Consider the following 23,036-nt stretch of genomic DNA (forward strand, 5'->3'; position numbering starts at 1 on the left):
GGTGCTCCCAAAGCGTTTCGCCCGCCGACTGCCTCACCGAAGTGCGCGGGGCGGCGGGCACCAGTATGCAGACTGAGGTCATGCAGAACGCTCCCTCCCGTCGCCGAACCCGCATCGTCGCGCTCGTCATCGCCGCGGGCGTGACCGTGGCGCTCGCGGGTTCCGCCATCGCGGTCGTGCTCCTCATCGGCACCCCGGGGCCTGCGAAGGCGTGGGCACCAACGTTCACGAGCGCCACCCCGAATGCCCCCGCTCCGTACGTGCGGGGCAGCGAGCTTGTCGATGGGCGCACGGGCAAACCGCTCGCGCTCTGGGGCGCGAACGTTCCGGGGTTCGAGTACGCGTGCATCCAGGGTCGCGGGCATGACGACGGAGGCACCACCGCTGACGCTGTCGCTGCCATGATCGAGTGGGGTTTCACGGCCGTCCGCATTCCACTCAACCAGCAGTGTTGGGGCGTCGACCGGCCGAGCGTGGCGTTCGGTACCGTCGACGACTACCGCGCCAATCTCGAGCGCTTCGTGTCGCTTGCGACCAACACAGGACTCGTCGTGATCGTCGACCTGCACTGGAGCGCCCCCGGCGGCGAGATCGCCGATGGTCTGCGCGCGATGCCCGACGCGAACAGCGTCACCTTCTGGAACGAGGTGGCCGCCGACTATCGCAAACACCGCGCGGTGATGTTCGACGTGTTCAACGAGCCGCACAGCCGCTACGACGCCGACCGGCAACAGTGGGCGTTCGAACTCACCCCGGAGTGCTGGCGCGACGGCGGGTGCCAGGTGCCGCGCGAGATTGACCGAGCCTCGACGGTGTCGGGCTCGACGTTCGCGGCGAGCGGCATGGCCGACCTCGTCGCCGCGGTGCGCGCATCCGGAGCTCGCCAGCCGGTCATCGTGAGCGGTCTGGATTACGCGAACGACCTGCGGGCGTGGGTCGATCACCGCCCCGCCGACGACCAGCTGATCGCGGGCGTGCACCTCTACCCCGAGCAGCGCTGTCACGATGTCGAGTGTTGGCAGACAGAGCTCGGCCCCGTCACTCAGGTCGCGCCCCTGCTGGTCGCAGAGTTCGGCCAGAGCGACGGCGGCAGCGATCACCTCGACGCCGTGCTCGACTGGTCGCGCGGCAACGCGGTCGGCGCGCTCGCCTGGGCGTGGTGGGTCATCGACGACCCCGCCGCCAGCGAGGATGCACGCTACGCCCTCATCGCGGACGACGCATTCACGCCGAATCACCCGTCGGGCACGACGCTGCGCGCCGCACTCGACTCGCTCCCTTAGAAGTCGGTGTTCTCGGGGTGCGCGCCGACGCGCAGACCCTGGTCGACCGCAGCGATCGTCGCCATCTCGTCGGCCGAGAGTTCGAAGTCGAACACGTCGGCGTTCTCAACCATGCGCTCGCGCTTCGTGGTCTTCGGGAAGACGATGATGCCCTCCTGAATGTGCCAGCGAATGGCAACCTGCTGCACGCTCTTTCCGTGGCGCTCGGCGATCTCAGCGAGACCCGCCAGCTCAGCGAGCTCGTACTTGCCCTGGCCGAGCGGTCCCCACGCCTCGGTTAGCGTGCCGCGCGGCTCTTGGAACGACCGCAGCTCTCGCTGCTGGAAAGCGGGGTGCAGCTCGATCTGGTTCACCACGGGCACGACGCCGGTCGCCTTGTCGATGTCTTCGAGGTGGGACTGCATGAAGTTCGACACACCGATCGACTTCGCAAGCCCGGCCTCCTTCAGCGCGACGAGTGCCTCCCACGACTCAACGTGCTTGCCGTACTTCGGCGCCGGCCAGTGGATCAGGTACAGGTCGACGTAGTCGAGGCCGAGGCGCTCGAGGCTCGACTCCAGCGCCGGGCGGGCGGTGTCGGCGCCCTGGTCGCTGTTCCAGAGCTTCGTGGTGATGTAGAGCTCGTCGCGCGACAGACCCGAGGAGGCGATGGCGCGGCCGACGCCCTCCTCGTTCTTGTAGATGCGCGCGGTGTCGATGTGGCGGTAGCCGACCTCGAAGGCGTCCGAGACGATGCGCTCGGCCTCGTCGGGCTCGACGAGGAAGACGCCGAGACCCAACTGCGGGATGCGGTTGCCGTCGTTGAGGGTCAGGTGCGGGGTAGGAATCGCGTCAGTCATCCCTCTAGTTTCGCGCATCCGCCTCTCAGGCGCCTGGGACGTGCCGCTCATCCGGCCCGTTGTAGACGCTCAGGGGGCGGATCAGCGCGTTGGCGCTCAACTGCTCCATGACGTGGGCCGTCCAGCCGGTGACGCGGGCGGCCACGAACAGGGGCGTGAACACCTCGGTGTCGAAGCCCATCAGGTGGTAGGCCGGGCCCGACGGGTAGTCGAGGTTCGGTTTGATGCCCTTGCGCGCATCCATCGCCTGTTCGAGCGCGTCGTACAGCTCGACCATGTCGCGCCGGTCGTAATGCGCGATGAGGGTGTCGAGCGCGGCGCGCATCGTCGGCACGCGCGAGTCACCGTTCTTGTAGACCCGGTGGCCGAAACCCATGATCTTGCGCTTCTCGGCGAGCGCCTGATCGAGCCACGCCTCGGCGCGGTCGGCCGATCCGATCTCGGAAAAGACGTGCATGACGGCCTCGTTCGCGCCGCCGTGCAGCGGGCCCTTCAGCGCGCCGATCGCACCGGTGACGGCCGAGTACACGTCGCTGAGGGTCGAGGTGATGACCCGGGCGGTGAACGTCGACGCGTTGAACGAGTGCTCGGCGTACAGCGTCATCGACGTGTCGAAGGCGTCGACGACGACCCTCTCGGGCACCTCGCCGAACACCATGTGCAGGAAGTTCGCCGAGTACCCGAGGTCGTCGCGCGGCTCGACAGCGTGCTCGTGGCGGCGGCGACGCTGCGCGTACGCGACGATCGCCGGAAGCTTCGCGAACATCCGCATCGATCGCTGCATCGTGAAGTCGGGCTCGATCCACGTGCGGTCGTGCGCGAGCGTCTCGTCGAGCGCGCCGAGCACGCTGATCGCGGTGCGCACGACATCCATCGGATGCGCGGTGAGCGGCAGCGCGTCAATCGCGTCCTTCACGACCCGGTCGAGGTGACGGTGCGCCCGCTCGTGGTCCTCAAACTCGGCCAGCTGGTCGTCGCTCGGCAGCTCGCCGTGCCAGAGGAGGTACGCGACCTCTTCAAACGTGCACTGCGCGGCGAGCTGCTGCACGGGGTAGCCGCGGTAGAGCAGCGAGTTGGTCTCAGGGTTCACCTTGCTGATCGCGGTCGTGTCGACGACGACGCCCGCGAGGCCCTTCTTGATCTCGGGTGCGGTGGTGTCGCTCATGGGGGTCTCCTTTGTCCCGTCGTGCTCTGCGGGTGTCGCTAGCGGCCGGTGTACGTGAAGATGCCCGCGTCGAAGGCGTTGTACGCCTCGTAGTCGAGCAGCTCGTAGAGCCTGCCTCGAGTCTGCATGCCCGCGACCTCTGCGTCGAGGGTGCCGTCGGACTGCAGTGTGTCGAGCGCGCGCTCGATCGCACCGAACGCGACGCGCAACAGCGACACGGGGTGGATCACCATGTTCACGCCCACGTCGGCGAGCTGCGCGTGCGTGAACAGCGCGCTCTTGCCGAACTCGGTCATGTTGGCGAGGATCGGCACGTCGATGGCCGCCCGCATGGCGGCGAACTCCTCGAGGGTTCCCATCGCCTCGGGGAAGATCGCATCGGCCCCCGCATCCTGCAGCGCCTTCGCGCGGTCGATCGCCGCGTCCATGCCCTCCACACCGCGGATGTCGGTGCGGGCCATGATGACGAGCTCGGGGTCGCGGCGGGCGTCGACGGCCGCGCGGATCCTCTTAATCGCGGTGTCAGCATCCACCACCGCTTTGCCGTCGAGGTGCCCGCAGCGCTTCGGGTTGACCTGGTCTTCGAGGTGCAGGCCGGCGACTCCGGCGTCTTCGAGTTCGTGCACCGTGCGGGCGACGTTCATCGGCTCGCCGAAGCCGGTGTCGGCGTCGACGAGGGTCGGCAGGTCGCTCATGCGGCTGATCTGGTGCGCGCGCTGGGCGACCTCGGTGAGCGTGGTCAGCCCGATGTCGGGCAGGCCCAGCTCGGCGGCCATGACGGCGCCCGAAATGTAGGCGCCGTCGAAGCCCCTTTCTTGAATGAGGCGGATGCTCAGCGGCGTGAACGCGCCGGGAAAGACCTGCAGGCGGTCGCTTCGCAGCCCCTCGCGAAACGCTTTGCGTCGCTCGGTAGGGGTCGTCGTCGTGGACAGCATCAGAAGAGTCCCTTCGGGGCGGCGGGAACCGGTTCGATCGGCGTGACCGTGAGGCCGGTGAGCTCGTCTGCGGTGAGCTCGGGCAGGCGCGCGGCGAGTGCGAGGAAGCGGTCGACCTCGCTGTCTGCGAGCACGCCGTCGGCGAGGGTGCGCAGCTTGTTCTCGTATTCGGCGCGGCCGAAGGGGCGGGCGCCGAGCGGGTGGGCGTCGGCGACGGCGATTTCGTCGATCACCGTTTCGCCGCTCGTCAGTTCGATCTCGATGCGGCCGCCGAAGGCCTTCTCACTCAGGTCGAGCGAGTGGTACCGGCGGGTCCACTCGGCGTCTTCGACGGTCGTGATCTTGTGCCACAGCTCGACGGTGTCGGGGCGGGCGGCGCGCTCGGGGGCGTACGAGTCGACGTGGTGCCAGCGGCCGTCTTGCAGCGCGACGGCCACGATGTACGGAATCGAGTGGTCGAGCGTCTCGCGACTGGCGGTCGGGTCGTACTTCTGCGGGTCGTTCGCGCCCGAGCCGATCACGTAGTGGGTGTGATGGCTGGTGTGCAGAACGATGCGGGCGATGTTCGCGGGGTCGCGCAGTTCGGGGCGTTCGGTGCCGAGGCGGCGGGCGAGGTCGATCCACGCCTGCGCCTGGTACTCGGCCGAGTGCTCCTTGGTGTAGCTGTCGAGGATGCCCGTGAGCGGCTCGCCGGCATCGGGCAGCGGCACCTCATAGCGGGCGCTCGGGCCGGAGAGCAGCCAGGCGATGAAACCGTCTTCGCCCTCGTAGATGGGGCTGGGGCTGGTCTGGCCGCGCAGGGCCCGGTCGACGGCTTCGACGGCCATCTTGCCGGCGAAGGCGGGAGCGTGCGCCTTCCAGGTCGAGATGTCGCCCTTGCGCGACTGGCGCGTGGCGGTGGTGGTGTGCAGGGCCTGGCCGATGGCCTGGAAGATCGTCTCCTGCGGCAGGCGCAGCAGCGTGCCGATGCCAACGGCGGCGCTCGGGCCGAGGTGGGCGACGTGGTCGATCTTGTGCTCGTGCAGGCAGATGCCTTTGACGAGGTCGATCTGGATCTCGTACCCGGTGAGCAGGCCCTTGAGCAGCTGCTCGCCGGTGGCGCCGACGTGCTGGGCGACGGCGAGGATCGGCGGAATGTTGTCGCCGGGGTGCGAGTAGTCGGCCGCGAGGAAGGTGTCGTGGTAGTCGAGTTCGCGCACGGCAACGCCGTTGGCCCAGGCGGCCCACTCGGGGCTGACGCGCTGGGTCTGCGGGAGCCCGAAGACGGTGGAGCCGGGCGTGTACGGGTGGTTCTCGGCCTGACCGCGGGCGCTCACGACGGGGGCGCGGCCGAGGCTCGCGGTGGCGACGGCAGCGTTGTCGATGACGCGGTTGATGACCATGTCGACGGCAGCGTCGTCGAGCGGGCGGTCGTGTTCGGCGGCGAGGGCGGCGAGCTTGCCGGCGAGCTGCTCGGGTGCGGCGAGCGCTTCGCTGCTCTTGTGGGTGCGCACGGTGTGCGTGGTGGTCATGGGGTGCTCTCCTTCAGGTGGGCGTGGATGCTCGTGAGCGCGTTGTGGAGGTGCAGGTGCGTCGCGTGGGCGGCCCGCTCGGCGTCGCCGTCGGCGATGGCGGCGGCGATGGCGCCGTGCTCGGCGGCGGATGCGACGAGTCGCGCGTCGTCGTCGTGCGCGAGGCGGCGGACGCGGGCGAGGTGGGTGCGCACGCGGGCGAGGGCGGCGGCGAGGTGGGGGCTGCGGCCGAGCGCCTGGTCGATGGTGGCGTCGAATTCGGTGACGAGGGCGTAGTAGCCGTGGCGGCCGGCGTCGTCGTCGGAAAGCGTCGCGGTGGTGACGTTCGCGAAGCGCTCGGCGAGGGTGCGGAACCGTTCGCGCTGCTCGGGGGTGGCGCGGCGGGCGGCGAGTCGGGCGGCTTGCTCGTCGAGGGCGCGGCGCAGGTCGAAGAGGGCGGTGACGTCGTCGGCGTCGATGGTGCTGACGACGAGGGTGCGCGGGCCGAGCTCGGTGGCGAGGCCGTCGTCGGTGAGGCGGGCGAAAGCTTCGCGCACAGGGGTGCGACTCATGCCAAGGCGCGTTGACTGCTCGACCTCGGCGAGCGGCGCGCCCGGCGCGAGGTCGCCGTCGATGATCGCGGCGCGCAGGGTCGCATAGGCGCGGTCGGCGGCGGTGAGGGTCGAACGACCGGCGCTGTCGCCGCGCTCGCGAATGGGCTCACTCGCCGTCGCTTGCTCTGAACCTGCCGCCGTCACCTGCCCAATGTATACATAAAGCGCTGCCCGGTCGAGTATTAGGTCATACCGAGGGTCTTCCGTATACACCAGCAGTCCTCGGGGTCACGCTCCCGCCACTCAGGATCGCACTCGTACCCGATGTCACGTTCGCTGCCGTCGAGGTCGATGTCGTCGATGGCAGCAGCCTCGCGCAGGGCGAGGAGGTGTTCGACGATCGCAGCGAGCGCCCCGATCAGTCGCGGATTGAGTCGATAGATGCGGGCATTCTCGTCGGGCCTCGCGCTCACGAGCCCCGCCTCGCGCAGTGTCGTGAGATGCTTCGACACGGCCTCGCGGCCAATGCCGTGATGATGCGTGATGTCGGCGGCGAGTTGGCCGGCGGTGTGCTCGCCGCTCGCCAAGATCTCGACGATGCGCCATCGCACGGGGTGAACCACGAGATAGAGGATGTCCATCTCGCGAATGTGCCCTGCACGGCACGTGCCATGAGGGGCACATTCGCCAAACGCCAGACCGACATTCGCGAGAAGCCTGTCGGGAGGAGCCGCGTCGTCAGGATCGCGTGGCCGCGTACCCTAGCTCGGTGGGTAAGCGACTCGAGGGCGGCAATATGAACGCGGTCGAGCGCGAGGGCGACACCGTGCTGCGGAACGCGGGCCCGTGGACCCCAACGGTGCACGCGCTGCTGACGCATCTCCGCGCGGCCGGAATCGACGGCGTCCCCCAACCGCTCGGCATCGACACGACCGCGAACCCGCCGCGTGAGCAGCTCACGTACATCGACGGACACGTTCCGCTGCACCCCTTGCCTGAGTGGGTGTGGCACGACAACGTGCTCAGCGACGGCGCGAGTTGGCTTCGCCGCATGCACAACGCCAGTGCCACGTTCCCTCGTGACGGACAGACGTGGCAGCAGCCGGTCCGCGAACCCGCCGAGGTGATCTGCCACAACGATTTCGCCCCGCACAACCTCGGGTTCGATGCCGATCACAGGCTCATCGGCGTCATCGACTGGGACATGTGCTCGCCCGGCCCACGCATCCGCGACCTCGCCTACTTTGCCACCCGCGCCGTGCCTCTGATGGCCGAGCCGCCCGCGGGCGCACCATCCGGCGACCAGGTTCGCCCGCGCATCCAGCGCATAATCGACGCGTACGGCAGCGATGCGAGCGTTGACGAAGTCCTCAAGCAGGCAGTTGCCGGCCTGCGCGAACTAGCCGCCTACTCACGCAAGGCGGCTGACCGGCTCCACAAGCCCGAACTGCGCGAGCACGCCGCGCTCTACGACCGCGACGCCGCCGCGATCGAAAGCGGCGACATCGGCAGCTCCGAGCGGAGGAGCGCGACCGACGCTCAGCGGTAGCGGCGGCCCTCATCTCGGCGGTACAACCAGAGGGCGAGTAGCGCGGTGCCGAGCGTCCAGGCGATCGCGCCCGCGAGCATCCACAGTTCGGGGGTTGTTCCCTCGACGGCGGCGAGCGTCAGCTCGCGCGCGTGACGCGACGGGAAGAAGCGCGACAGCGTCTCCAACCACTCGGGGAACAGCTGCGGAGGGAAGAACAGCCCGCCGCCGAACGCGAAGCCGAACATGCCGACCTGAATCACCGCGATCGCCGCCTTCGACGAAAACGCGTAGCCGATCGACGCGCCCAGCAACAAGAACGGGATGCTCGTGACTGCCAGCGCGACAAGCCCCGCCACCAGCCCGATCACCGACACGCTCGCCTCCGTCGCCACCGCGCCGACGATCAACACCGGCACGATCGCGAGAAAGCTGAAGACGGCCGTCGACGAGATCTGCGCCGCGATGCGCACCATCGCCGGCAGCGGGAGGCTGCGCAGGTACGGATCCCACGGCTTCTCGCGGTTCTCGGCCACCGTCAGCCCCAAGTTGAAGAGGGCGCTCACCATGACGGCGAACACGGCGAGGCCAAGCACCGCCTGCGTCGCAAACACCGGATCCTCGGCCACCGCGCGGTTCGGCACCACAAAAAACAGCAGGCTCAGCGCCGGAAACGCCATCGTGCCGATCACCGCGATCGGAACCCGCAGGGTCTCGATCACGAGCATCCGCAGATGCATCGCATACAGCGGCAACGCTGGGGCGGTGGATGCGCGGGGCGCGTCAGTGGGGCGGGCGGCGGTCGACGTCATGATGCGCTCCGATCGGATGCGGCGAGCGGGGTCGCCTGCTCGGTGAGGGTGAGAGCGAGGAAGGCCTCCTCGAGGGACGCGCCGCGCACCGTGAGGCGCTCGAATGCCGCACCGCTCGTCACGAGCTCGCGCACGAAAGCGTCAGCATCGTCGACGGTGAGGCGCAGGCGGCCGGCGGCAGCAGCTCCCTCCCCCACCACCTCGTCGCGCACGACGTGCGGCAGGGCCGCGACGCGAGCCGGCTCCGGTGACGTGAGTTCGACGACCGCCGACATCACGCGATCGCGCACCGCGGTGAGCGTGTCGTCGGCGAGCACGCGGCCGTGATCGATCACGATGACCCGCTCGGCGAGCGCCTCAATCTCCTCCAGGTAGTGGCTCGTGACGACGACCGTCGTGCCGGCCGCGTGGTGGCGGCGAATCGCCGCCCACAAGACGTGGCGCGCATCCACATCGAGCCCCGTCGTGGGCTCGTCGAGCAGCACCAGCTTCGGGCGACCCACGAACGCCAGGGCGACCGCGATGCGGCGCTTCTGCCCGCCCGACAGCGAACCGCACTGGCGGCGCAGCAACTCGGAGAAGCCGAACTCGTCAGCGATCTCGGCGGTCGGCACGCGGTCGGGGTAGTGCGCGGCGACCAGGTCGACGACCTCACCGACGCGCAGAGTGTCGGGCAGCGCCGTTTCCTGCGGAGTGCTGCCCAGGCGCAGCCGCGAGCGGGCGTCGCTCGGCGAGCCTCCGAACAGCTCGACGGTGCCGGAGGTGGGGCGCCGTCGACCCTGGACGAGGCTCAACAGGGTCGACTTGCCGGCCCCGTTCGGGCCGAGCAGGCCGATGAGTTCGCCCGCGTTCACGTCGAGCGTGACGTCGTCGAGAGCGGTCAGCTCGCCGAAGCGGCGGGTGGCGCCGACGAGGCGCGCGAAGGGCGCGTCGGTGGACGCGAGCGTCGCGGCGCCGGTCGCGCCAGAGGCGTGAGCTTTCATGCGTTGTCTCCCAACAGTGATCGAAGCGTGTCGGTGTAGTCCTCGAACGCGCGGCGGCCGCGGCGGGTAAGGGCGACATAGGTGACGGGCGTGCGGCCCTTGTGGGCCTTATCAACGACGACGTACTCGGCGTCTTCGAGCTTGCGCAGGTGGGTCGACAGGTTGCCGGCCGTCATGTCGAGCAGTTCCTGCAGTCGCGGGAAGGTGATGCGGTCGCCCTCCTCAAGGCTCGCGAGCGTCGCCGAGATGCGCAAGCGCGCGGCGGCGTGGATGACCGGGTCGAGTTCGGTCACGCCCGTCGCCCCCTCCGCAGGTTCAGGTGCATGACGAGGCCGGCGACGAGAAACGAACCGCCGCCGAGCAGCGCCATGACGAGGTTGTTCGTCGGGGCGCCGAAGAAGGGCGCCACGACACTCGCCACGATGATGATCACGCCCAGCACCAGCTGATCGACCGACCGCCACAGGGCAGCTCCCATGAAGTAGAGCAGGCCCGCGACGAGACCGTACGCGGCGGGATAGTAGAGCGACAGCAGCTCGGCGCTCGCCCCCTCGCGCGCAAACGCGATGCCCAGCAGGTACACCGCGATTGATCCGGCCCACCAGCCGAAGCCGTACACCGCTCCCGAGAAGCCAGAGGCGCCGCGCACGCCCCGGCTGATGCGGATACCCAGTACCGCTGACGTCACGATGGCGCTGACGAGCAGCACGCCAAAGATCGTGCCCGCGACCGGGAGCGGCAGTAAGAACCACGGGTTGCCGCCCTCGTAGCCCGACCAGAGGGCCAGAAAGCCGACACCCCAGGCAACGCCCCAGACGCCGAGGATCCACGGGATGCCCGAGAGCTGCTGGCGTGCGACATCCGCGTTTTGCTGCTGAATGAGTGCGAGCGCGGCTGCGGGGTCAATGGGCTCGTCGTCGACGGCGTCGGGCGATGGACCGGGGTCGTTGTGGGGCGTGGTCATAAGTACTTTGTAACGCAAAGTACTTTTCGAATCAAGAGAGTTTGTGGATGCGCAGCACACCTCGGCAGCGCCGGCACCGCAGCATCCGCGCAGGCCCCGCGCCGTAGACTGGCGGGCTGATGATCGCCGACGCCGCGCCGGGACCCGCCCCGCGCATCCACTACCCACCGGATCTGCCGGTGTCGCAGCGGCGCGACGACATCCTCGAGGCCCTCCGCGACAACCAGGTCGTGATCGTCGCCGGCGAGACCGGCTCGGGCAAGACGACGCAGCTGCCGAAGATGCTGCTCGAGCTGGGGTTCGAGCGCATCGCCCACACGCAGCCACGGCGCATCGCGGCGCGCACCATCGCTGAACGCGTCGCCGAGGAGCTCGGCACCCGCGTCGGCGAAACCGTCGGCTACAAGGTGCGCTTCACCGACGAGGTCACCGACGCGACGCGCCTGACGCTGATGACCGACGGAATCCTGCTCGCAGCCCTCCGCGGAGACCGCGAGCTGAACCGCTACGACGCGATCATCATCGACGAGGCGCACGAGCGCTCGCTCACCATCGACTTTCTGCTCGGCTACCTCAAGCAGCTGCTGCCCCGCCGCCCCGAACTGAAGCTGGTCATCACCTCGGCGACCATCGACCCCGAGAGCTTCGCGAAGCACTTTGCCGCTGGCGACGGCAGCCCGGCGCCCATCATCGAGGTGAGCGGGCGCACCTACCCGGTCGAGGTTCGGTACCGGCCGCTGGTGCCCGACGCCGTCGACCCGGGGGGCGGCAGTGCGATCGGCAGTGCGGGCGACGACGGCGACGAGTCGGACGGCGCCGACGCCCCCAGCACCCCCGACGACGCCGTCGACATGATCGAGGGCATCATCGCGGCCGTCGACGAGCTCGAACGCGACACCGACGGCGACGTGCTCGTCTTCTTCAGCGGAGAAAACGAGATTCGGGATGCGGCAGACGCGCTCCGCGGCCACTTCCAGAAGCGGGGATCGCGAGGCGCCGCCACCGAGGTGCTGCCGCTGTACGGGCGGTTGTCGGCCGCCGAACAGCATCGCGTTTTCGAGAGGCCAGCCCCGGGCATCCGTCGCCGCATCATTCTCGCGACGAACGTCGCCGAGACGAGCCTGACGGTGCCGGGAATCCGCAGCGTCGTCGACACCGGCACCGCGCGCATCTCGCGCTACTCGGCGCGGGCGAAAGTGCAGCGCCTGCCCATCGAGCCGATCTCGCAGGCGAGCGCCAACCAGCGCTCGGGCCGCGCGGGGCGCACGAGCGACGGCATCGCGATTCGCCTGTATTCGCAGCTCGACTACGAGAAGCGGCCCGAGTTCACCGACCCCGAGATTCTGCGCACGAACCTCGCCGCGGTGATTCTGCAGATGATCTCGCTGGGGCTCGGCGACATCGAACGCTTCCCCTTCCTCCAGCCGCCCGATAAACGGGGCGTCAAGGACGGGGTCGACCTGCTGATGGAGCTCGGCGCCGTCGAGAAGCGCGGCGACGAACTGCGCATCACCCGCGTCGGCCGTGCGATCGCGCCGCTGCCGCTCGACCCGCGCTACGCGCGCATGGTTGTCGAGGCGCAGAAGCTCGGCGTCGCGCGCGAGGTCATCGCGATCGTCGCGGGGCTGAGCATTCAAGACCCGCGCGAGCGGCCAGCCGAGCACCGCGAGAAGGCCGACCAGCTGCACGCGCGGTTCCGCGACCCCACCAGCGACTTCATCACCCTGCTGAACCTCTGGAAGCACCTGCAGCGGCGGCAGAAAGAGCTCAGTGGCAACGCGTTCCGGCGCGAGGTGCGCGGCGAGTTCCTCAACTACCTGCGCATTCGCGAGTGGCAGGACGTGGAACGCCAGGTCAGGCGTCTGCTACCGAAGAACGCCGTGCCCGGCGGCGCGATGCCCGATGCCGCAGACGCCGACACGGTGCACCGCGCGCTGCTCTCGGGCCTACTCAGCCACATCGGGCTGCGCGACGACCGCGACGCGGGCAGCCCTACGGCGACGAACAAGGGCCGCGACGGCCGCTCCCCCGGCCGCGCAGCCCGTGGGCGCGAGTACCTCGGGGCCCGGCAGCGGCGCTTCGTGATCTTCCCCGGCTCGGGGCTCGCGAAGAAGCAGCCCGCCGCCGTCATGGCCGCTGAACTCGTCGAGACGAGCCGGCTGTTCGCCCGCACGGTCGCGCAGATCGACCCCGCATGGGCTGAGCCACTCGCGACGCACCTCGTGAAGCGCCAGTACTCGGAGCCGCGGTGGGAGAAGCGCCAGGGCTCCGCCGTCGTCGACGAGAAGGTGACGCTGTTCGGCGTGCCGATCGTGCCGCGCCGCCGCGCGCAGCTCGCCCGCATCGATGCGCCGCTCGCCCGCGAGCTGTTCATCCGCCACGCCCTCGTCGAGGGTGACTGGGACACCTCGCGCCTCGACAAGCGCCTCACCGCGTTCCACCGCACGAACGCGCAGCTGCGCCGCGAGCTCGAAAAGCTTGAGGAGCGCCAGCGTCGCCGCGACATCCTGCTCGACGACGAGCGGCTCGTCGACTTCTATGAGGCGCGGCTGCCGGAGGAGGTCACCGACGTTCGCCGCTTCGAACGGTGGTGGCGGGATGCGCGCCGCGAGCATCCCGATTTGCTCACGCTGACAAAAACCGACCTGGTCGACGCGGAGGAGTTGCCGCAGGCCGACGACGACGCGTACCCGACCCGGCTGACGCTCGGCGATCAGACGCTGAGCGTCGGCTACCGCTTCGAGCCGGGCAGCGTCGACGACGGCGTCACGGTCACGGTGCCGCTGCCGCTGTTGCCGCGGCTCGACGACGCGGGCTTCGACTGGCTGGTGCCGGGCCTGCGCCACGACCTCGTCACCGCGCTCATTAAGACGCTGCCGAAGTCGGTCAGGCGCAACGTGGTGCCGGCCGCCGACTGGGCGACGCGGTTGCTCGAGGCGGTGCCCGATGGGGCCGACCTGCGCGAGCTGCGCATCACCGAGTTTCTGGCGCGCGAGATTCGCCGGCAGACGTTCACGCCGGTCGAGCCCGACGACTTCGACCTCGAGCGCCTGCCCGCGCACCTGCGCATGGGCTACGCCGTGGTCGACGACCGCGGCCGGCGCCTCGCCCGCGGCACCGACCTGGCCTCGCTGCAGGAGAAGCTGAAGACCCGCACCCGCGACTCGGTGGCGCGCGTCGCCACGGCGGCGGCGAGGGCTCCGATCGAGCGCGGCGGCGTCACGGTCTGGGATGACGCGCTCGGCGAGGCGGGAACCGTGCCCCGCCAGGTGGAGGTGCGGCGGGCCGAGACAACCATTCGGGGGTATCCGGCGCTGGTTGACGAGGGCGCGGCGGTGGCGCTGCGCCTGCAGGTGTCGATCGACGACCAGCTGCGCGCGCACCGCGCGGGCGTGCGGCGCCTCGTGCAGTTGGCCGTGCCGTCGCCGCTGTCGTATGTACAAGAGCATCTGACCCACGCCGAGAAGCTGTCGCTCGCGGCCTCCCCGTACCGGTCGACGGCGGCGCTGATCGACGACGCGCTGCGCGCCGTCATCGACGCTGAACTGGATGCTCGGGCTGAGTTGCCGTGGACGCGCGCCGATTTCGAGGCGGTCCGCGACGCGGTGAATCGCGGTTTGCCGGACCGGTTGTTCCAGATTGTGGCGACGGCAGCATCCGTGTTGGCGGCGGCCCGCGAGGCGGACGTCGCTATCAGCCGCACCTCGTCGCTCGCGCTGATGGCGCCGCTCGCCGACTGCCGCGCGCAGTTGGGGCAGCTGGTGTTCGACGGCTTCATCGGCCGCACGGGGCTCGAGCGCCTGCCGCGACTGGTCGTCTACCTGCGCGGCATCGCGCACCGCGTCGAGAAGCTCGCCGACAACCCGGGCCGCGACCGCGCCGGCCAGACCGAGTTCGAGACGGCGCAGCGCCTGTTCGAGCAGGCGGGTGGGAGTCTGCCGCTCGCGGCGGATGCTGCGCCTCGCCTGAACGCGGTGCGCTGGATGCTCGAGGAGCTGCGCCTGTCGCTCTTCGCCCAGCCGCTCGGCCCGCAGGGGCCGATCTCGGTGCAGCGGGTGCGGAAAGCGCTCGCGGATTAAGCGATTCGCGGTTCCCCCGGGCCAGGCTGCGACGTCTGCGCGGGAAGGCGGCAATGCGGTTGGCGGATGTGCCGTTTACGGCACACAGCTCGATGGGGATCGCTACGGTTGTCGGATGGATTCGCTCTCGAGCAGGTGGGATCGCTGGGCGCGGTTGGAGGCAGACGGGTCGAGCCCGCAGTACGCCGCGTGGGCTCGCGCGATCGCGGCGAACAACGCGCTGATCGACCTCATCGACGCTCTCCCGGCCGGGAAGAAGCAGCCCAATCTGGTGTTCGCGGCCGCGCGCTGGCACGGCGCACCCTCGGGGGCCGACGCGTTCATCGACCGGCTCAGCGCGCACTGGGCCGCTGTGCGCGAGACGGTGCTCACTCGGTCGACCCAGACCAACGAGGCCGCCCGCACCGCGTACCTCGCGGTGGCGCTCGCGCGCATCCCTGGGCCGATCGCCCTGCTGGAGGTGGGGGCCGCTGCTGGCACCTGTCTGATTCCCGACTACTACCGGTATGCCTTCGATGTCGATGGCACGCGGTCAGAACTCGTGCCCCGTCACGACGCCGGGCACGTGACGATCACCTGCGAGTTGCGGGGTATGGCCGCCCCGGCCGCGATGCCCCACATTGTGTGGCGGCACGGCATCGACCTCAACCCGGTTTCGCTCGACGACGCCGACGAGGTGGCCTGGCTCCAGACACTTGTCTGGCCCGAGCACACCGAGCGCCGCGAGCGTCTCGATCGAGCGCTGCAGACGGTGGCCGTGGCGCGCCCTGCGATCACGCGCGGCGACCTGCGCGACGATCTCACGGCGCTCGTCGCCGACGCTCCCGACGACGCGACGCTGGTGGTCGTGCACAGCGCCGTCTTCGCCTACCTCACCCCCGACGACCGGATGCACGCGGCAGCATCGCTGCGCGCGCTCGCCGACCACGTCATCAGTCTGGAGGGGCGCGATGTGATGGCCGACGTTCAGGTTTCGGCAGCCGACCACGAACGCGCGGAGCGACTGTTCGTCCTCGCGCTCGACGGCGAACCGCTCGGGCTCGCGGCTCCGCACGGCGGGCGGCTTGAGGCGCTCAGTCGCTGAGCTCGCCCGCTGGGCGCAGCAGCACGGTCAGCAGGGTGACGACGAGCACCACAATCGCGAGCGCCACAAAGCCCGCGAGCGCCGCGACCACCAGTTCGGTCACGAGTGATTCGAGACCCCCGCCCAGCGCGCGCAACGCGACGATCGTGGCAACCAGCGCAAGCATGAGAGCGACGATGACCCCGCCGGCCGAGAACGTACGCCGGCGCACGCGGTTCGACAGCCCGCCGAGCACGCCCAGAACGGGCAACGCCAGCCCCACGTTGGTCACCGACGGAGCCGATGCCGAGGTGACAAGAACAGCCACCAGGAGGGGCGCGGCGAGCGCCGTCGCGACGGCAACCAACAGACGCGAGCTCGTCGAGGCCGTGTCACGCTGCCGCGGCGCCCGCCATGCCGCTCGCAGCACGATGGCCGCGAGCGCCACGAGTCCCGCCAATGACAGAGCGACGCCTGCGGTGTCGAGCGCGGCGGGGCCGGCAACCGTCAGTGCGATACCGGTGCTCACGGCCAGTACCGCCCACGCGGTGAGCGAGGAGGCAAGCACGACAACCCAAGGAGACACAGACCGCGTTGCGTTCTTCGCCGGCACACTCATGCGAGCGAGTCTGCCATCCGACCATTTGACGCATGTGCAGCATCCTCAGACGCCTGTGGGCGCGGGCCCGTCCCCGGAACCCACGCCCACAGCATCCCCCACCCCTAGAGGAGGAACAGCGACAGCACCCACACCGCGGCGAAACCCGCGACGCCCTGAACGGCGGTGGCCGGCGTCAGCGTGCGGTACGCCGTGGCGACAGGAATGCGGCTGAGCTGCGAGACGACCCAGAAGTAGCTGTCATTCGCGTGCGACACGACCATGGCTCCCGCGCCGGTCGCGAGCACCGCGAGCACGGCGCCGATCGGGCTGTCGAGGCCGAGGGAGCCGAGCAGCGGGAAGAGCAGCGTCGACGTGGTCACCAGCGCCACCGTCGACGAACCCTGCGCCGACTTAAGCGCTGCCGAGACGAGGAACGGCACCGCGATACCGAGACCGAGGCTGGCGAGCGTCTCGCCCAGCACGTCGTCGAGCGTCGACGCGGCGAGCACCGCGCCGAAGCTCGCGCCCGCCGCCGTGATCAGCAGAATCGGCGCCGAGACGCGAATACCCTCCGCGACGCGGTCACTGAACGAGTCGTTGTCGCGGCGCGCACCCCCGAGCGCGAGAGCCGCAACGATCAGACCGACGGCCAACGCGACGGCGGGCGCACCGAGCAGGCGGAAGGCGATCGTCAGCGGCGACTCCTCGCCGAACGGCGCGGTCGGCAGCGCCGCCACCGAACCGAGGCAGATCAGGATGATCGGCACGAGAATGGGCAGGAACGATACGAACGCGCTCGGCAGCTTGCCGTAGCTGGCGCGCAGTTCCTCCCACGAGGCGTTGGCCGCGATAGCGTCCTCCGACTCCTCCGGAAGCAGGGGGATGTCGGACTTGCGGTACAGCTGCGCGAACGCGAGCCCGGCCGCGGCGGACACGGCCGCCACGATCAGGCCCAGGCCGATGATGAGGCCCAGCTGGTCGAGCACGTCGTAGTTGCCCGCGGCCGCGATCGGGCCCGGCGTCGGGGGCACGAAAACGTGGGTCGAGTACAGCCCCGTCATAAGCGCGATCGTCATGACGATCGGGTTAGCGGCGGTGCGCACCGTGACCGCCTTCTTCAGCGAGTTGAGAATCACGAAGCCCGAGTCGCAGAAGACCGGAATCGACACGATGTAACCGATGATCGTCATTGTGAGACCCGGGAATCGCTTGCCGAGCACGCGCAAGATCGCCTCGGCCATCGCGATCGCGGCGCCCGTGCGCTCGAGAATCACGCCGATGATCGTGCCGAACACGATCACGATGCCGATGTTGCCGAGCGTGCGCCCGAAGGCCTCGGTGATGGTCGGCACGATGTCGAGCGGCGCCAACCGCAGCGCAAACGCGCCCACGAACGCTGCGCCGAGCAACGCGAGGAACGGGTGCAATCGGAATCGGGCCGTCGCGACGACGATCGCCGCGACAAGCACCAACAAGATGATGACGTCGATCATGAACCTTCTCCTTTGATGGTTCCTGCAGTGGTCGGCCCCGCGGACGCGGGGTCGGCGGAAGACACGGGCTCAGCGCTCGAGAGCGAACGCCGACCCACCGTGACTCCGAGGTCAATGAGGCTCGCGACGCGGTGCGCGGCCGCCTCAACGAGAGCGCCGGCGCGGGCCTCGAGCTCGCGCAGCTCGGCCGCGCCATCAGCGATCGGTACGGCTGCGGCGATACCGGCTGAGCGCAGCTCGTCAGCGCTCAACGCGACGCGACCGGCAATGACGACAACGGGAATACCGGCCGCGCGAGCGATCGCCGCGATCGCGCCGGGAGCCTTCCCGCGCAGCGACTGCGCATCCAGAGCCCCCTCCCCCGTGATCACGACATCGGATGCGCGAATCGCCTCCTCGAGGCCGATCGCGTCCGCGACCAGGTCGATGCCCGGCTCGAGCTGCGCCGACATGACGGCGTGCAGCAGCGCGGGGATGCCCCCGGCCGCGCCGCCGCCTGCGACGGTGCGCATGTCGACGCCGGTGCGCGCCTGCACGACCGTCGCCAGCCGGTCGAGACCGGCGTCGAGCGCGGCGATGTCGTCAGCGTTCGCCCCCTTCTGCGGGCCGAACACGGCCGCCGCGCCGTCGTCACCGACGAGCGGGTTCGTCACATCGCACGCAATGCGCCAGCGCGCGGCGAGCGCACGGCGGTCGAGCGCGCTGAAGTCGACTGCGTCGAGTGTGGCGAGCGCGCCGCCGCCCGAGGCGATCTCGCGACCCTGCGCATCCACGAATCGGGCGCCCAGCGCGCGCAGCAAGCCGACGCCGCCGTCGGTCGTGGCAGAGCCCCCCACCGTCACGAGCAGCTCGTCTGCCCCCGCATCGAGTGCGGCGCGAACGAGCGCGCCCACACCGGCCGAATCGGCCTCGACGGCGCGCAACGGCTGGTCGGCGACGTGCGGAAGCCCGTTCGCTTCGGCCGCCTCGATGATGGCGCGGCCCGACGGCATGACGGCGATGCGCCCGAGCCGGGGCCGACCGAGGGCGTCGGTCGTCGGCACCTCGACGACGCGCGCCGTCGTCGCGGAGGCCAACACATCGAGGGTGCCCTCCCCGCCGTCAGCGACCGGAAGAAGGCGAATCTCAGCCGCGGAGCCCAGCGCAGCCGTGACGCCGGCGGCGATGTGCGCGGCCGCAGCGTCAGCGGTCAGGCTTCCCTTGAAAGAGTCGGGAGCGACCAGGACGCGGAGCGGCGATGCCGACGACGATGTGAGCACGTCACGAGCGTAGAAACGGATGCACCGCGCGTCACCGGCGATGTGCCCAATATTTTGCCGTTCGCGCGTCGAAATACTGGGCGATATGCACCCTTACGGCGAGGTGCGCGCCTCGGCCCGGTCGGCGAGCAGTGCCAGCGCGATCCGCGGAATCGCCCCCGTGTCGGTGATCGACCACCCCGCGCGGGCCTCGATGCGCTCGATGCGAGCGGCCACCGAGTTGCGGTGCAAGCCCAGCTGGGCGGCGGCCCGCGACACCGAACCGCTCGCGGCGACAACGGCGCGCAGCGTCTCGCGCTCCCGCGGCGTCAGGCGCCCCAGCGTGCGGTCGATCAGCTCGCGTCGTGCTGCTGACGGCATCGAGGCGACCACCGCCTCCGCCTCCAGCTCGGCGAGCTCGGCGCCCCCCGCCGGCACGAGAGCGGGAGCCGTCAGCAGCGCCCGAAGGCGACGCACCGCGTCGCTGAGCGCTGCGGCCGTGGGCAGCAGCCCCGAATCGAGGATGCTCGCCTCGGCTTCGCGCGCCCGCACCCGAAACGCGTCGACCCGCTCCTCGCTGGCGCCGCCCACGACCAGCCACAGTCCATCCAGGTCGACGACGGCGAGACCCACACCGACGGCGCGCGCCGCGCGCAGCAGGCGCGCGGCCGCGGCAGGCGCCGTCGCCGGTCCGCTCGCCGCGTCGCGGAGGCTGCGCGGATCGACCGCGACCACGACCCGATAGGGCGCGGCGAGCATCCCGCCCGCGGCCGCAGAACGGGCGGCCAGCTCGCCCTCGCCGAGCGACCCGGCGGCGAGACCCGCGATCAGATCGCGGGCGATCGCGTCGCGGGCCGTGCGCGCATCCTGCTCAGACTCGGCGTCGAGGATGAGCCGCAGCGCCAACAGCAGCAGGGTCGCGACCTCGTCGACCTCGGCCGGATCACCGGTCACCCCGACGACGCCGAGCACGGCACCGTCGACGATGAGCGGGGCGTTCACGCCGGCGCGCACATCGTCGCGCGCCTCGTGCGGGTGCACCCGCACGGCGACGCGCTCGGCCGCGGCACGCGCCGCCGCCCAGTGGGTGCTGCCCACCCGATCTCGGTCGAGGGAGGCGATGATCACCCCCTCGGAATCCATCAGGTTGACGTTGTGCGCGACCGACGCGGCCACCTGATCGACGAGGCGCTGCGCGAGCGCCGGATTCAGGGCACCGTCGGCACCGCTACCCGACGACACGGCGCCCGGCGATCCAGGTGGCCACGTTCCGCGTCTCGTGGATGCTGCCCGCCGGCCCCGCAAACGGGTCGCGGTCGGTCGCGGCGAGGTCCGCGACAGCGCCCACCTCGATGACGCCGGCGCCGCGCGCGACGCGACCGCGCGCATCCACAACCGGGTCGGCCGGGCCGCGACCCGTGATCCAGGCGGAGCCAGCGGTGTAGGCCTGCAAGGCCTCACCGAGGGTGAGCGCCTCGTCGGCGAGCAGCGGTTCGGGGTCGTGCTCGGGGTCGGAGGCCGGCAGCGCACGGTTCACCGCCACGTGGATCGCGTGCCAGGGGTCGGGGGTCGAGACCGGCCAATCGCTGCCCGCGCACAGGCCGGGTGCGTGTGACACCGGAGCGCCTGCCCCGTGCGAGCGCAGCACCGACGCGAACGGGTACTGCGTCGCCGCGCGCTCGGGGCCCACGATGGGCACCGTCAGCTCGCGCATCTGCGGCTCGTTGCACGCCCACAGCGCCTGCATGTTCGCCGTCACGCCGAGCGCGGCGAAGCGGGCGACGTCATCGGGGTGCACGAACTGCAGGTGCGCCAGGTGGTGGCGGCCGGGGGTGCTCCAGCCGTTGCGCTCACGTGCGGCCGCGAAACCGTCAAGGGCGTCGCGCACCGCCCGGTCGCCGATGACGTGCACGTGGGCCGAGAAGCCCGCCGCGTCGAGGGCGACGATCGCGTCGACCAGATGCTGCCCGCCGACAAACGCAATGCCGCGAGGGTGCTCACCCTCGCCGAGCGGGCCGAGGAACGGCTCGAGCATCGACGCCGTGCCGTTCTCAACCACGCCGTCGGCCATGATCTTCACCGCCGGCAGGCGGAAGCGGGCGCCCTCGCCGAGCTCGGCCACCAGGGCGTCGCGTCGCGCCGCCAACGCGGGCACCTGCTCGACGCCACGGTCGCGGTCCCACCAGAGCGCGCCCGTCACGTCGACCAGCAGCCGACCCTCGTCGAGGGCTCGGCGGTAGACCAGCGCCGTATCCGACGCCCCGAAGTAGTCGCCGACGATCGCGTCTTGCCACCCGGTGATGCCGAGGCTGAGCGCGTAGCGCTGCGCCTCGAGCAACGCCGCGAACTCCTCGTCGGGCGTCGGGTCGGGGGCGACCGCCGCGACAAGCTTCGCGGCCCCCTCGTGCAGGGTTCCCGACGGCGAGCCGTCGGGCAATCGCTCGATGCGGCCGTCGGCCGGGTCGGGGGTGTCTTCGGTGATGCCGGCCAGCGCGAGCGCCGCCGAGTTCGCCCACGCGCCGTGGTGGTCGCGGTTGAACAGGAACACAGGCCGAATCGGCTCGACCGCGTCGAGCAGGGCCGCCGTCGGCGTGCCGCCGGGGAAGGCGCTCATCGCCCAGCCGCCGCCCGTGATCCAGGCGCGGGAGGCGTCGCAGCCGCGGGGCGGGTTCGCCGCGGCAAACCGCGCCACGATCTCGAGGTACTCCGCGAGCGACGAGCCCTCGCTCAGGTCGCACGACAGCCGCTCGAGCCCACCCTGAATGGGGTGGATGTGCGCGTCGACGAAACCCGCGTGCAGCAGGCCGCCCGCCAGATCGACTACCTCGGTGCCGGGCCCGCGCAGGTGCGCGAGATCAGCATCCACCGCGACGATGACGCCGTCGGAGACGGCGACGTCGAGGCGCTCCGGAAACGACGAACCGCCCGTGCCACGCCAGACGACCCCGTTCGTAAACAGGAGGTCGCAAGGCGCGGGCACGGGCGGTTCGATCGAGCGCTACAGCAACAAGAACCGACTAGCTGCGCGAGCTCGAGCCCGAGTTCACCTCGTAGGAGGTGTTCACCGACTCGAAGAAGTTCACGAGCTGCAGGGTGTCGTTCGCGGTCGCCATCCACTTGGCCGGGTTCGCCACGTTGTACTCGGCCTCGAAGCCCAGCTCCTCCAGGCGACGGTCGGCCAGGTACTTGACGTACTGGTTGATGTAGTTGGCGTTGAGGCCAAGGATGCCGTTCGGCAGGAGGTCGTGGTTGTACGCCTCCTCCATTTCGACCGCGTCGAGAATCATCTGACGGATCTCGTTCGCGAACTCTTCGGTCTGCAGGTCGGGGTTCTCTTCGAGCACCGTGAGGATCAGGTTGATGCCGAACTTCAGGTGCAGCGACTCGTCGCGCACGATCCAGTCGACGAGCGAGCCGAAGTTGCGCAGCAGGTTTCGCTGACGGAACGACAGCGCCACCATGAAGCCCGAGTAGAACCAGATGCCCTCGAGGATCACGTTGTACGCGACGAGGTTGCGGATGAAGTCTTGCTTGCCCTCGGTCGTCGTGATGTCGAGGGTGTCTTCGGTCATGCGCTTGATGAATGTGACCTCGAACTCTTCCTTACGCGCCATCGACGGCACGTCAACGTGGCTGTCGTAGGCAGCAACGCGGTCGATCGGGAAGGTCTCGAGCACGTACTCGAAGCTCATGCAGTGGTTCGCCTCTTCCCACATCTGCTTCGCGAGGTACAGGTGCGCCTCGGGAGCCTTGACGTAGGGGTAGACGCCGAACGCGAGCGCCTTGTTGACGAGCAGCTCGTTCGGGTTGAAGTACGACATGAGGAAGGTGATGGCGTGACGCTCTTCGTCCGTCATCTTCTTGAAGTCGGCGATGTCTTCGCCGAGCTGGACCTCGTTCGGGAACCAGGTGTTCGCCACAGCCTGGTCGTACAGGTCCATCGCCCACTTGTAGGTGACGGGCTTCAGAAGGAGGCCCTCCTGAATGCCGGTGCCAAGGATGCCCATGT

General features: G+C 70.0%; 20 protein-coding genes. 4 read left to right on the forward strand and 16 right to left on the reverse strand.

The genetic code is table 11. The features are described 5' to 3' along the window. The first annotated feature begins 80 nt into the window (after positions 1-80). The gene (locus tag EV141_RS04375) at positions 81-1,283 is read left to right on the forward strand and encodes a glycoside hydrolase family 5 protein (RefSeq protein WP_157985500.1); all 1,203 of its coding nucleotides are present in this window, start codon (positions 81-83) and stop codon (positions 1,281-1,283) included. Here the strand turns inward: EV141_RS04375 and EV141_RS04380 are convergent. From EV141_RS04380 to EV141_RS04405, 6 genes are read right to left on the reverse strand one after another with little or no spacing between them, the layout of a single operon-like run. Continuing rightward, complete coding sequence (locus EV141_RS04380; RefSeq protein ID WP_185740087.1) at positions 1,280-2,122, reverse strand: aldo/keto reductase; 843 nt, start codon at positions 2,120-2,122, stop codon at positions 1,280-1,282. The two genes, EV141_RS04375 and EV141_RS04380, sit on opposite strands and share 4 nt — an antisense overlap. Before the next feature lie 25 nt (positions 2,123-2,147). Further along, positions 2,148-3,287, reverse strand: coding sequence for a bifunctional 2-methylcitrate synthase/citrate synthase (locus tag EV141_RS04385; protein ID WP_130484717.1), 1,140 nt, complete (start codon positions 3,285-3,287; stop codon positions 2,148-2,150). Between the two features lie 38 nt (positions 3,288-3,325). After that, entirely contained in the window at positions 3,326-4,222 is an 897-nt protein-coding gene (prpB, locus tag EV141_RS04390; RefSeq protein ID WP_130484718.1) for a methylisocitrate lyase, read from the reverse strand. Further along, positions 4,222-5,733, reverse strand: a complete 1,512-nt coding sequence (locus EV141_RS04395) for an MmgE/PrpD family protein (protein WP_130484719.1) — start codon at positions 5,731-5,733, stop codon at positions 4,222-4,224. Before EV141_RS04395 ends, prpB begins: the two co-directional genes overlap by 1 nt. After that, positions 5,730-6,470 (reverse strand): GntR family transcriptional regulator, encoded by a 741-nt coding sequence (locus EV141_RS04400; protein ID WP_311768247.1) that lies wholly within the window; start codon positions 6,468-6,470, stop codon positions 5,730-5,732. The genes EV141_RS04395 and EV141_RS04400 overlap by 4 nt, the downstream gene beginning before the upstream one ends. A gap of 38 nt (positions 6,471-6,508) precedes the next feature. After that, positions 6,509-6,907: an ArsR/SmtB family transcription factor gene (locus EV141_RS04405; protein ID WP_130484720.1), complete on the reverse strand. Its 399-nt coding sequence runs from the start codon at positions 6,905-6,907 to the stop codon at positions 6,509-6,511. Positions 6,908-7,035: 128 nt separating this feature from the next. Between EV141_RS04405 and EV141_RS04410 the strand changes: the two genes are divergently transcribed. Continuing rightward, a complete protein-coding gene (locus tag EV141_RS04410) occupies positions 7,036-7,815 on the forward strand; it encodes an aminoglycoside phosphotransferase family protein (protein ID WP_130484721.1) in 780 nt (259 codons plus the stop codon). On the opposite strand, the gene EV141_RS04415 is transcribed toward EV141_RS04410, so the two are convergent. Genes EV141_RS04415 through EV141_RS04430 form a run of 4 tightly spaced genes read right to left on the reverse strand, consistent with a single transcriptional unit; the run spans position 7,806 to position 10,553 of the window. Next, a complete protein-coding gene (locus EV141_RS04415; RefSeq protein ID WP_241969003.1) occupies positions 7,806-8,606 on the reverse strand; it encodes an ABC transporter permease in 801 nt (266 codons plus the stop codon). The two genes, EV141_RS04410 and EV141_RS04415, sit on opposite strands and share 10 nt — an antisense overlap. After that, complete coding sequence (locus tag EV141_RS04420) at positions 8,603-9,589, reverse strand: ABC transporter ATP-binding protein (protein WP_130484722.1); 987 nt, start codon at positions 9,587-9,589, stop codon at positions 8,603-8,605. The genes EV141_RS04415 and EV141_RS04420 overlap by 4 nt, the downstream gene beginning before the upstream one ends. Next, positions 9,586-9,882 carry a transcriptional regulator gene (locus tag EV141_RS04425; RefSeq protein WP_130484723.1) on the reverse strand — a complete coding sequence of 99 codons (297 nt, stop codon included), beginning with the start codon at positions 9,880-9,882 and terminating at the stop codon, positions 9,586-9,588. Before EV141_RS04425 ends, EV141_RS04420 begins: the two co-directional genes overlap by 4 nt. Further along, positions 9,879-10,553, reverse strand: coding sequence for a hypothetical protein (locus tag EV141_RS04430; protein ID WP_130484724.1), 675 nt, complete (start codon positions 10,551-10,553; stop codon positions 9,879-9,881). Before EV141_RS04430 ends, EV141_RS04425 begins: the two co-directional genes overlap by 4 nt. A 119-nt stretch (positions 10,554-10,672) precedes the next feature. Between EV141_RS04430 and hrpA the strand changes: the two genes are divergently transcribed. Next, positions 10,673-14,632: an ATP-dependent RNA helicase HrpA gene (gene hrpA, locus EV141_RS04435; protein WP_130484725.1), complete on the forward strand. Its 3,960-nt coding sequence runs from the start codon at positions 10,673-10,675 to the stop codon at positions 14,630-14,632. Positions 14,633-14,747: 115 nt separating this feature from the next. After that, the gene (locus EV141_RS04440) at positions 14,748-15,716 is read left to right on the forward strand and encodes a DUF2332 domain-containing protein (protein WP_130484726.1); all 969 of its coding nucleotides are present in this window, start codon (positions 14,748-14,750) and stop codon (positions 15,714-15,716) included. Here the strand turns inward: EV141_RS04440 and EV141_RS04445 are convergent. The 6 genes from EV141_RS04445 to EV141_RS04470 all read right to left on the reverse strand — a co-directional run bounded on the left by EV141_RS04445 (position 15,706) and on the right by EV141_RS04470 (position 23,034). Further along, positions 15,706-16,314, reverse strand: a complete 609-nt coding sequence (locus tag EV141_RS04445) for a hypothetical protein (RefSeq protein WP_130281245.1) — start codon at positions 16,312-16,314, stop codon at positions 15,706-15,708. The two genes, EV141_RS04440 and EV141_RS04445, sit on opposite strands and share 11 nt — an antisense overlap. Before the next feature lie 104 nt (positions 16,315-16,418). Beyond that, positions 16,419-17,789, reverse strand: coding sequence for a GntP family permease (locus EV141_RS04450; protein WP_130281243.1), 1,371 nt, complete (start codon positions 17,787-17,789; stop codon positions 16,419-16,421). Then, the gene (locus tag EV141_RS04455; protein WP_157985501.1) at positions 17,786-19,048 is read right to left on the reverse strand and encodes a glycerate kinase; all 1,263 of its coding nucleotides are present in this window, start codon (positions 19,046-19,048) and stop codon (positions 17,786-17,788) included. The genes EV141_RS04450 and EV141_RS04455 overlap by 4 nt, the downstream gene beginning before the upstream one ends. 93 nt (positions 19,049-19,141) lie before the next feature. Beyond that, complete coding sequence (locus EV141_RS04460) at positions 19,142-20,269, reverse strand: sugar diacid recognition domain-containing protein (RefSeq protein WP_185740088.1); 1,128 nt, start codon at positions 20,267-20,269, stop codon at positions 19,142-19,144. After that, the gene (locus EV141_RS04465) at positions 20,256-22,007 is read right to left on the reverse strand and encodes an amidohydrolase (protein ID WP_130484730.1); all 1,752 of its coding nucleotides are present in this window, start codon (positions 22,005-22,007) and stop codon (positions 20,256-20,258) included. Before EV141_RS04465 ends, EV141_RS04460 begins: the two co-directional genes overlap by 14 nt. A 37-nt stretch (positions 22,008-22,044) precedes the next feature. Continuing rightward, positions 22,045-23,034 carry a ribonucleotide-diphosphate reductase subunit beta gene (locus tag EV141_RS04470; RefSeq protein ID WP_130484731.1) on the reverse strand — a complete coding sequence of 330 codons (990 nt, stop codon included), beginning with the start codon at positions 23,032-23,034 and terminating at the stop codon, positions 22,045-22,047. Between the last annotated feature and the right edge of the window lie 2 nt (positions 23,035-23,036).

This window comes from Microcella putealis, assembly GCF_004216575.1.
Taxonomy (GTDB): domain Bacteria; phylum Actinomycetota; class Actinomycetes; order Actinomycetales; family Microbacteriaceae; genus Microcella; species Microcella putealis.

Excerpts from the sequence above, each read along its gene's own strand:
- EV141_RS04415 (WP_241969003.1), bottom strand. The coding sequence starts at position 8,606 with ATGACGTCGACCGCCGCCCGCCCCACTGACGCGCCCCGCGCATCCACC.
- EV141_RS04470 (WP_130484731.1), bottom strand. The coding sequence starts at position 23,034 with ATGGGCATCCTTGGCACCGGCATTCAGGAGGGCCTCCTTCTGAAGCCC.
- EV141_RS04450 (WP_130281243.1), bottom strand. The coding sequence starts at position 17,789 with ATGATCGACGTCATCATCTTGTTGGTGCTTGTCGCGGCGATCGTCGTC.
- EV141_RS04375 (WP_157985500.1), top strand. The coding sequence starts at position 81 with ATGCAGAACGCTCCCTCCCGTCGCCGAACCCGCATCGTCGCGCTCGTC.
- EV141_RS04420 (WP_130484722.1), bottom strand. The coding sequence starts at position 9,589 with ATGAAAGCTCACGCCTCTGGCGCGACCGGCGCCGCGACGCTCGCGTCC.
- EV141_RS04405 (WP_130484720.1), bottom strand. The coding sequence starts at position 6,907 with ATGGACATCCTCTATCTCGTGGTTCACCCCGTGCGATGGCGCATCGTC.
- EV141_RS04445 (WP_130281245.1), bottom strand. The coding sequence starts at position 16,314 with ATGAGTGTGCCGGCGAAGAACGCAACGCGGTCTGTGTCTCCTTGGGTT.
- prpB (WP_130484718.1), bottom strand. The coding sequence starts at position 4,222 with ATGCTGTCCACGACGACGACCCCTACCGAGCGACGCAAAGCGTTTCGC.
- EV141_RS04430 (WP_130484724.1), bottom strand. The coding sequence starts at position 10,553 with ATGACCACGCCCCACAACGACCCCGGTCCATCGCCCGACGCCGTCGAC.
- EV141_RS04385 (WP_130484717.1), bottom strand. The coding sequence starts at position 3,287 with ATGAGCGACACCACCGCACCCGAGATCAAGAAGGGCCTCGCGGGCGTC.
- EV141_RS04395 (WP_130484719.1), bottom strand. The coding sequence starts at position 5,733 with ATGACCACCACGCACACCGTGCGCACCCACAAGAGCAGCGAAGCGCTC.
- hrpA (WP_130484725.1), top strand. The coding sequence starts at position 10,673 with ATGATCGCCGACGCCGCGCCGGGACCCGCCCCGCGCATCCACTACCCA.
- EV141_RS04440 (WP_130484726.1), top strand. The coding sequence starts at position 14,748 with ATGGATTCGCTCTCGAGCAGGTGGGATCGCTGGGCGCGGTTGGAGGCA.
- EV141_RS04380 (WP_185740087.1), bottom strand. The coding sequence starts at position 2,122 with ATGACTGACGCGATTCCTACCCCGCACCTGACCCTCAACGACGGCAAC.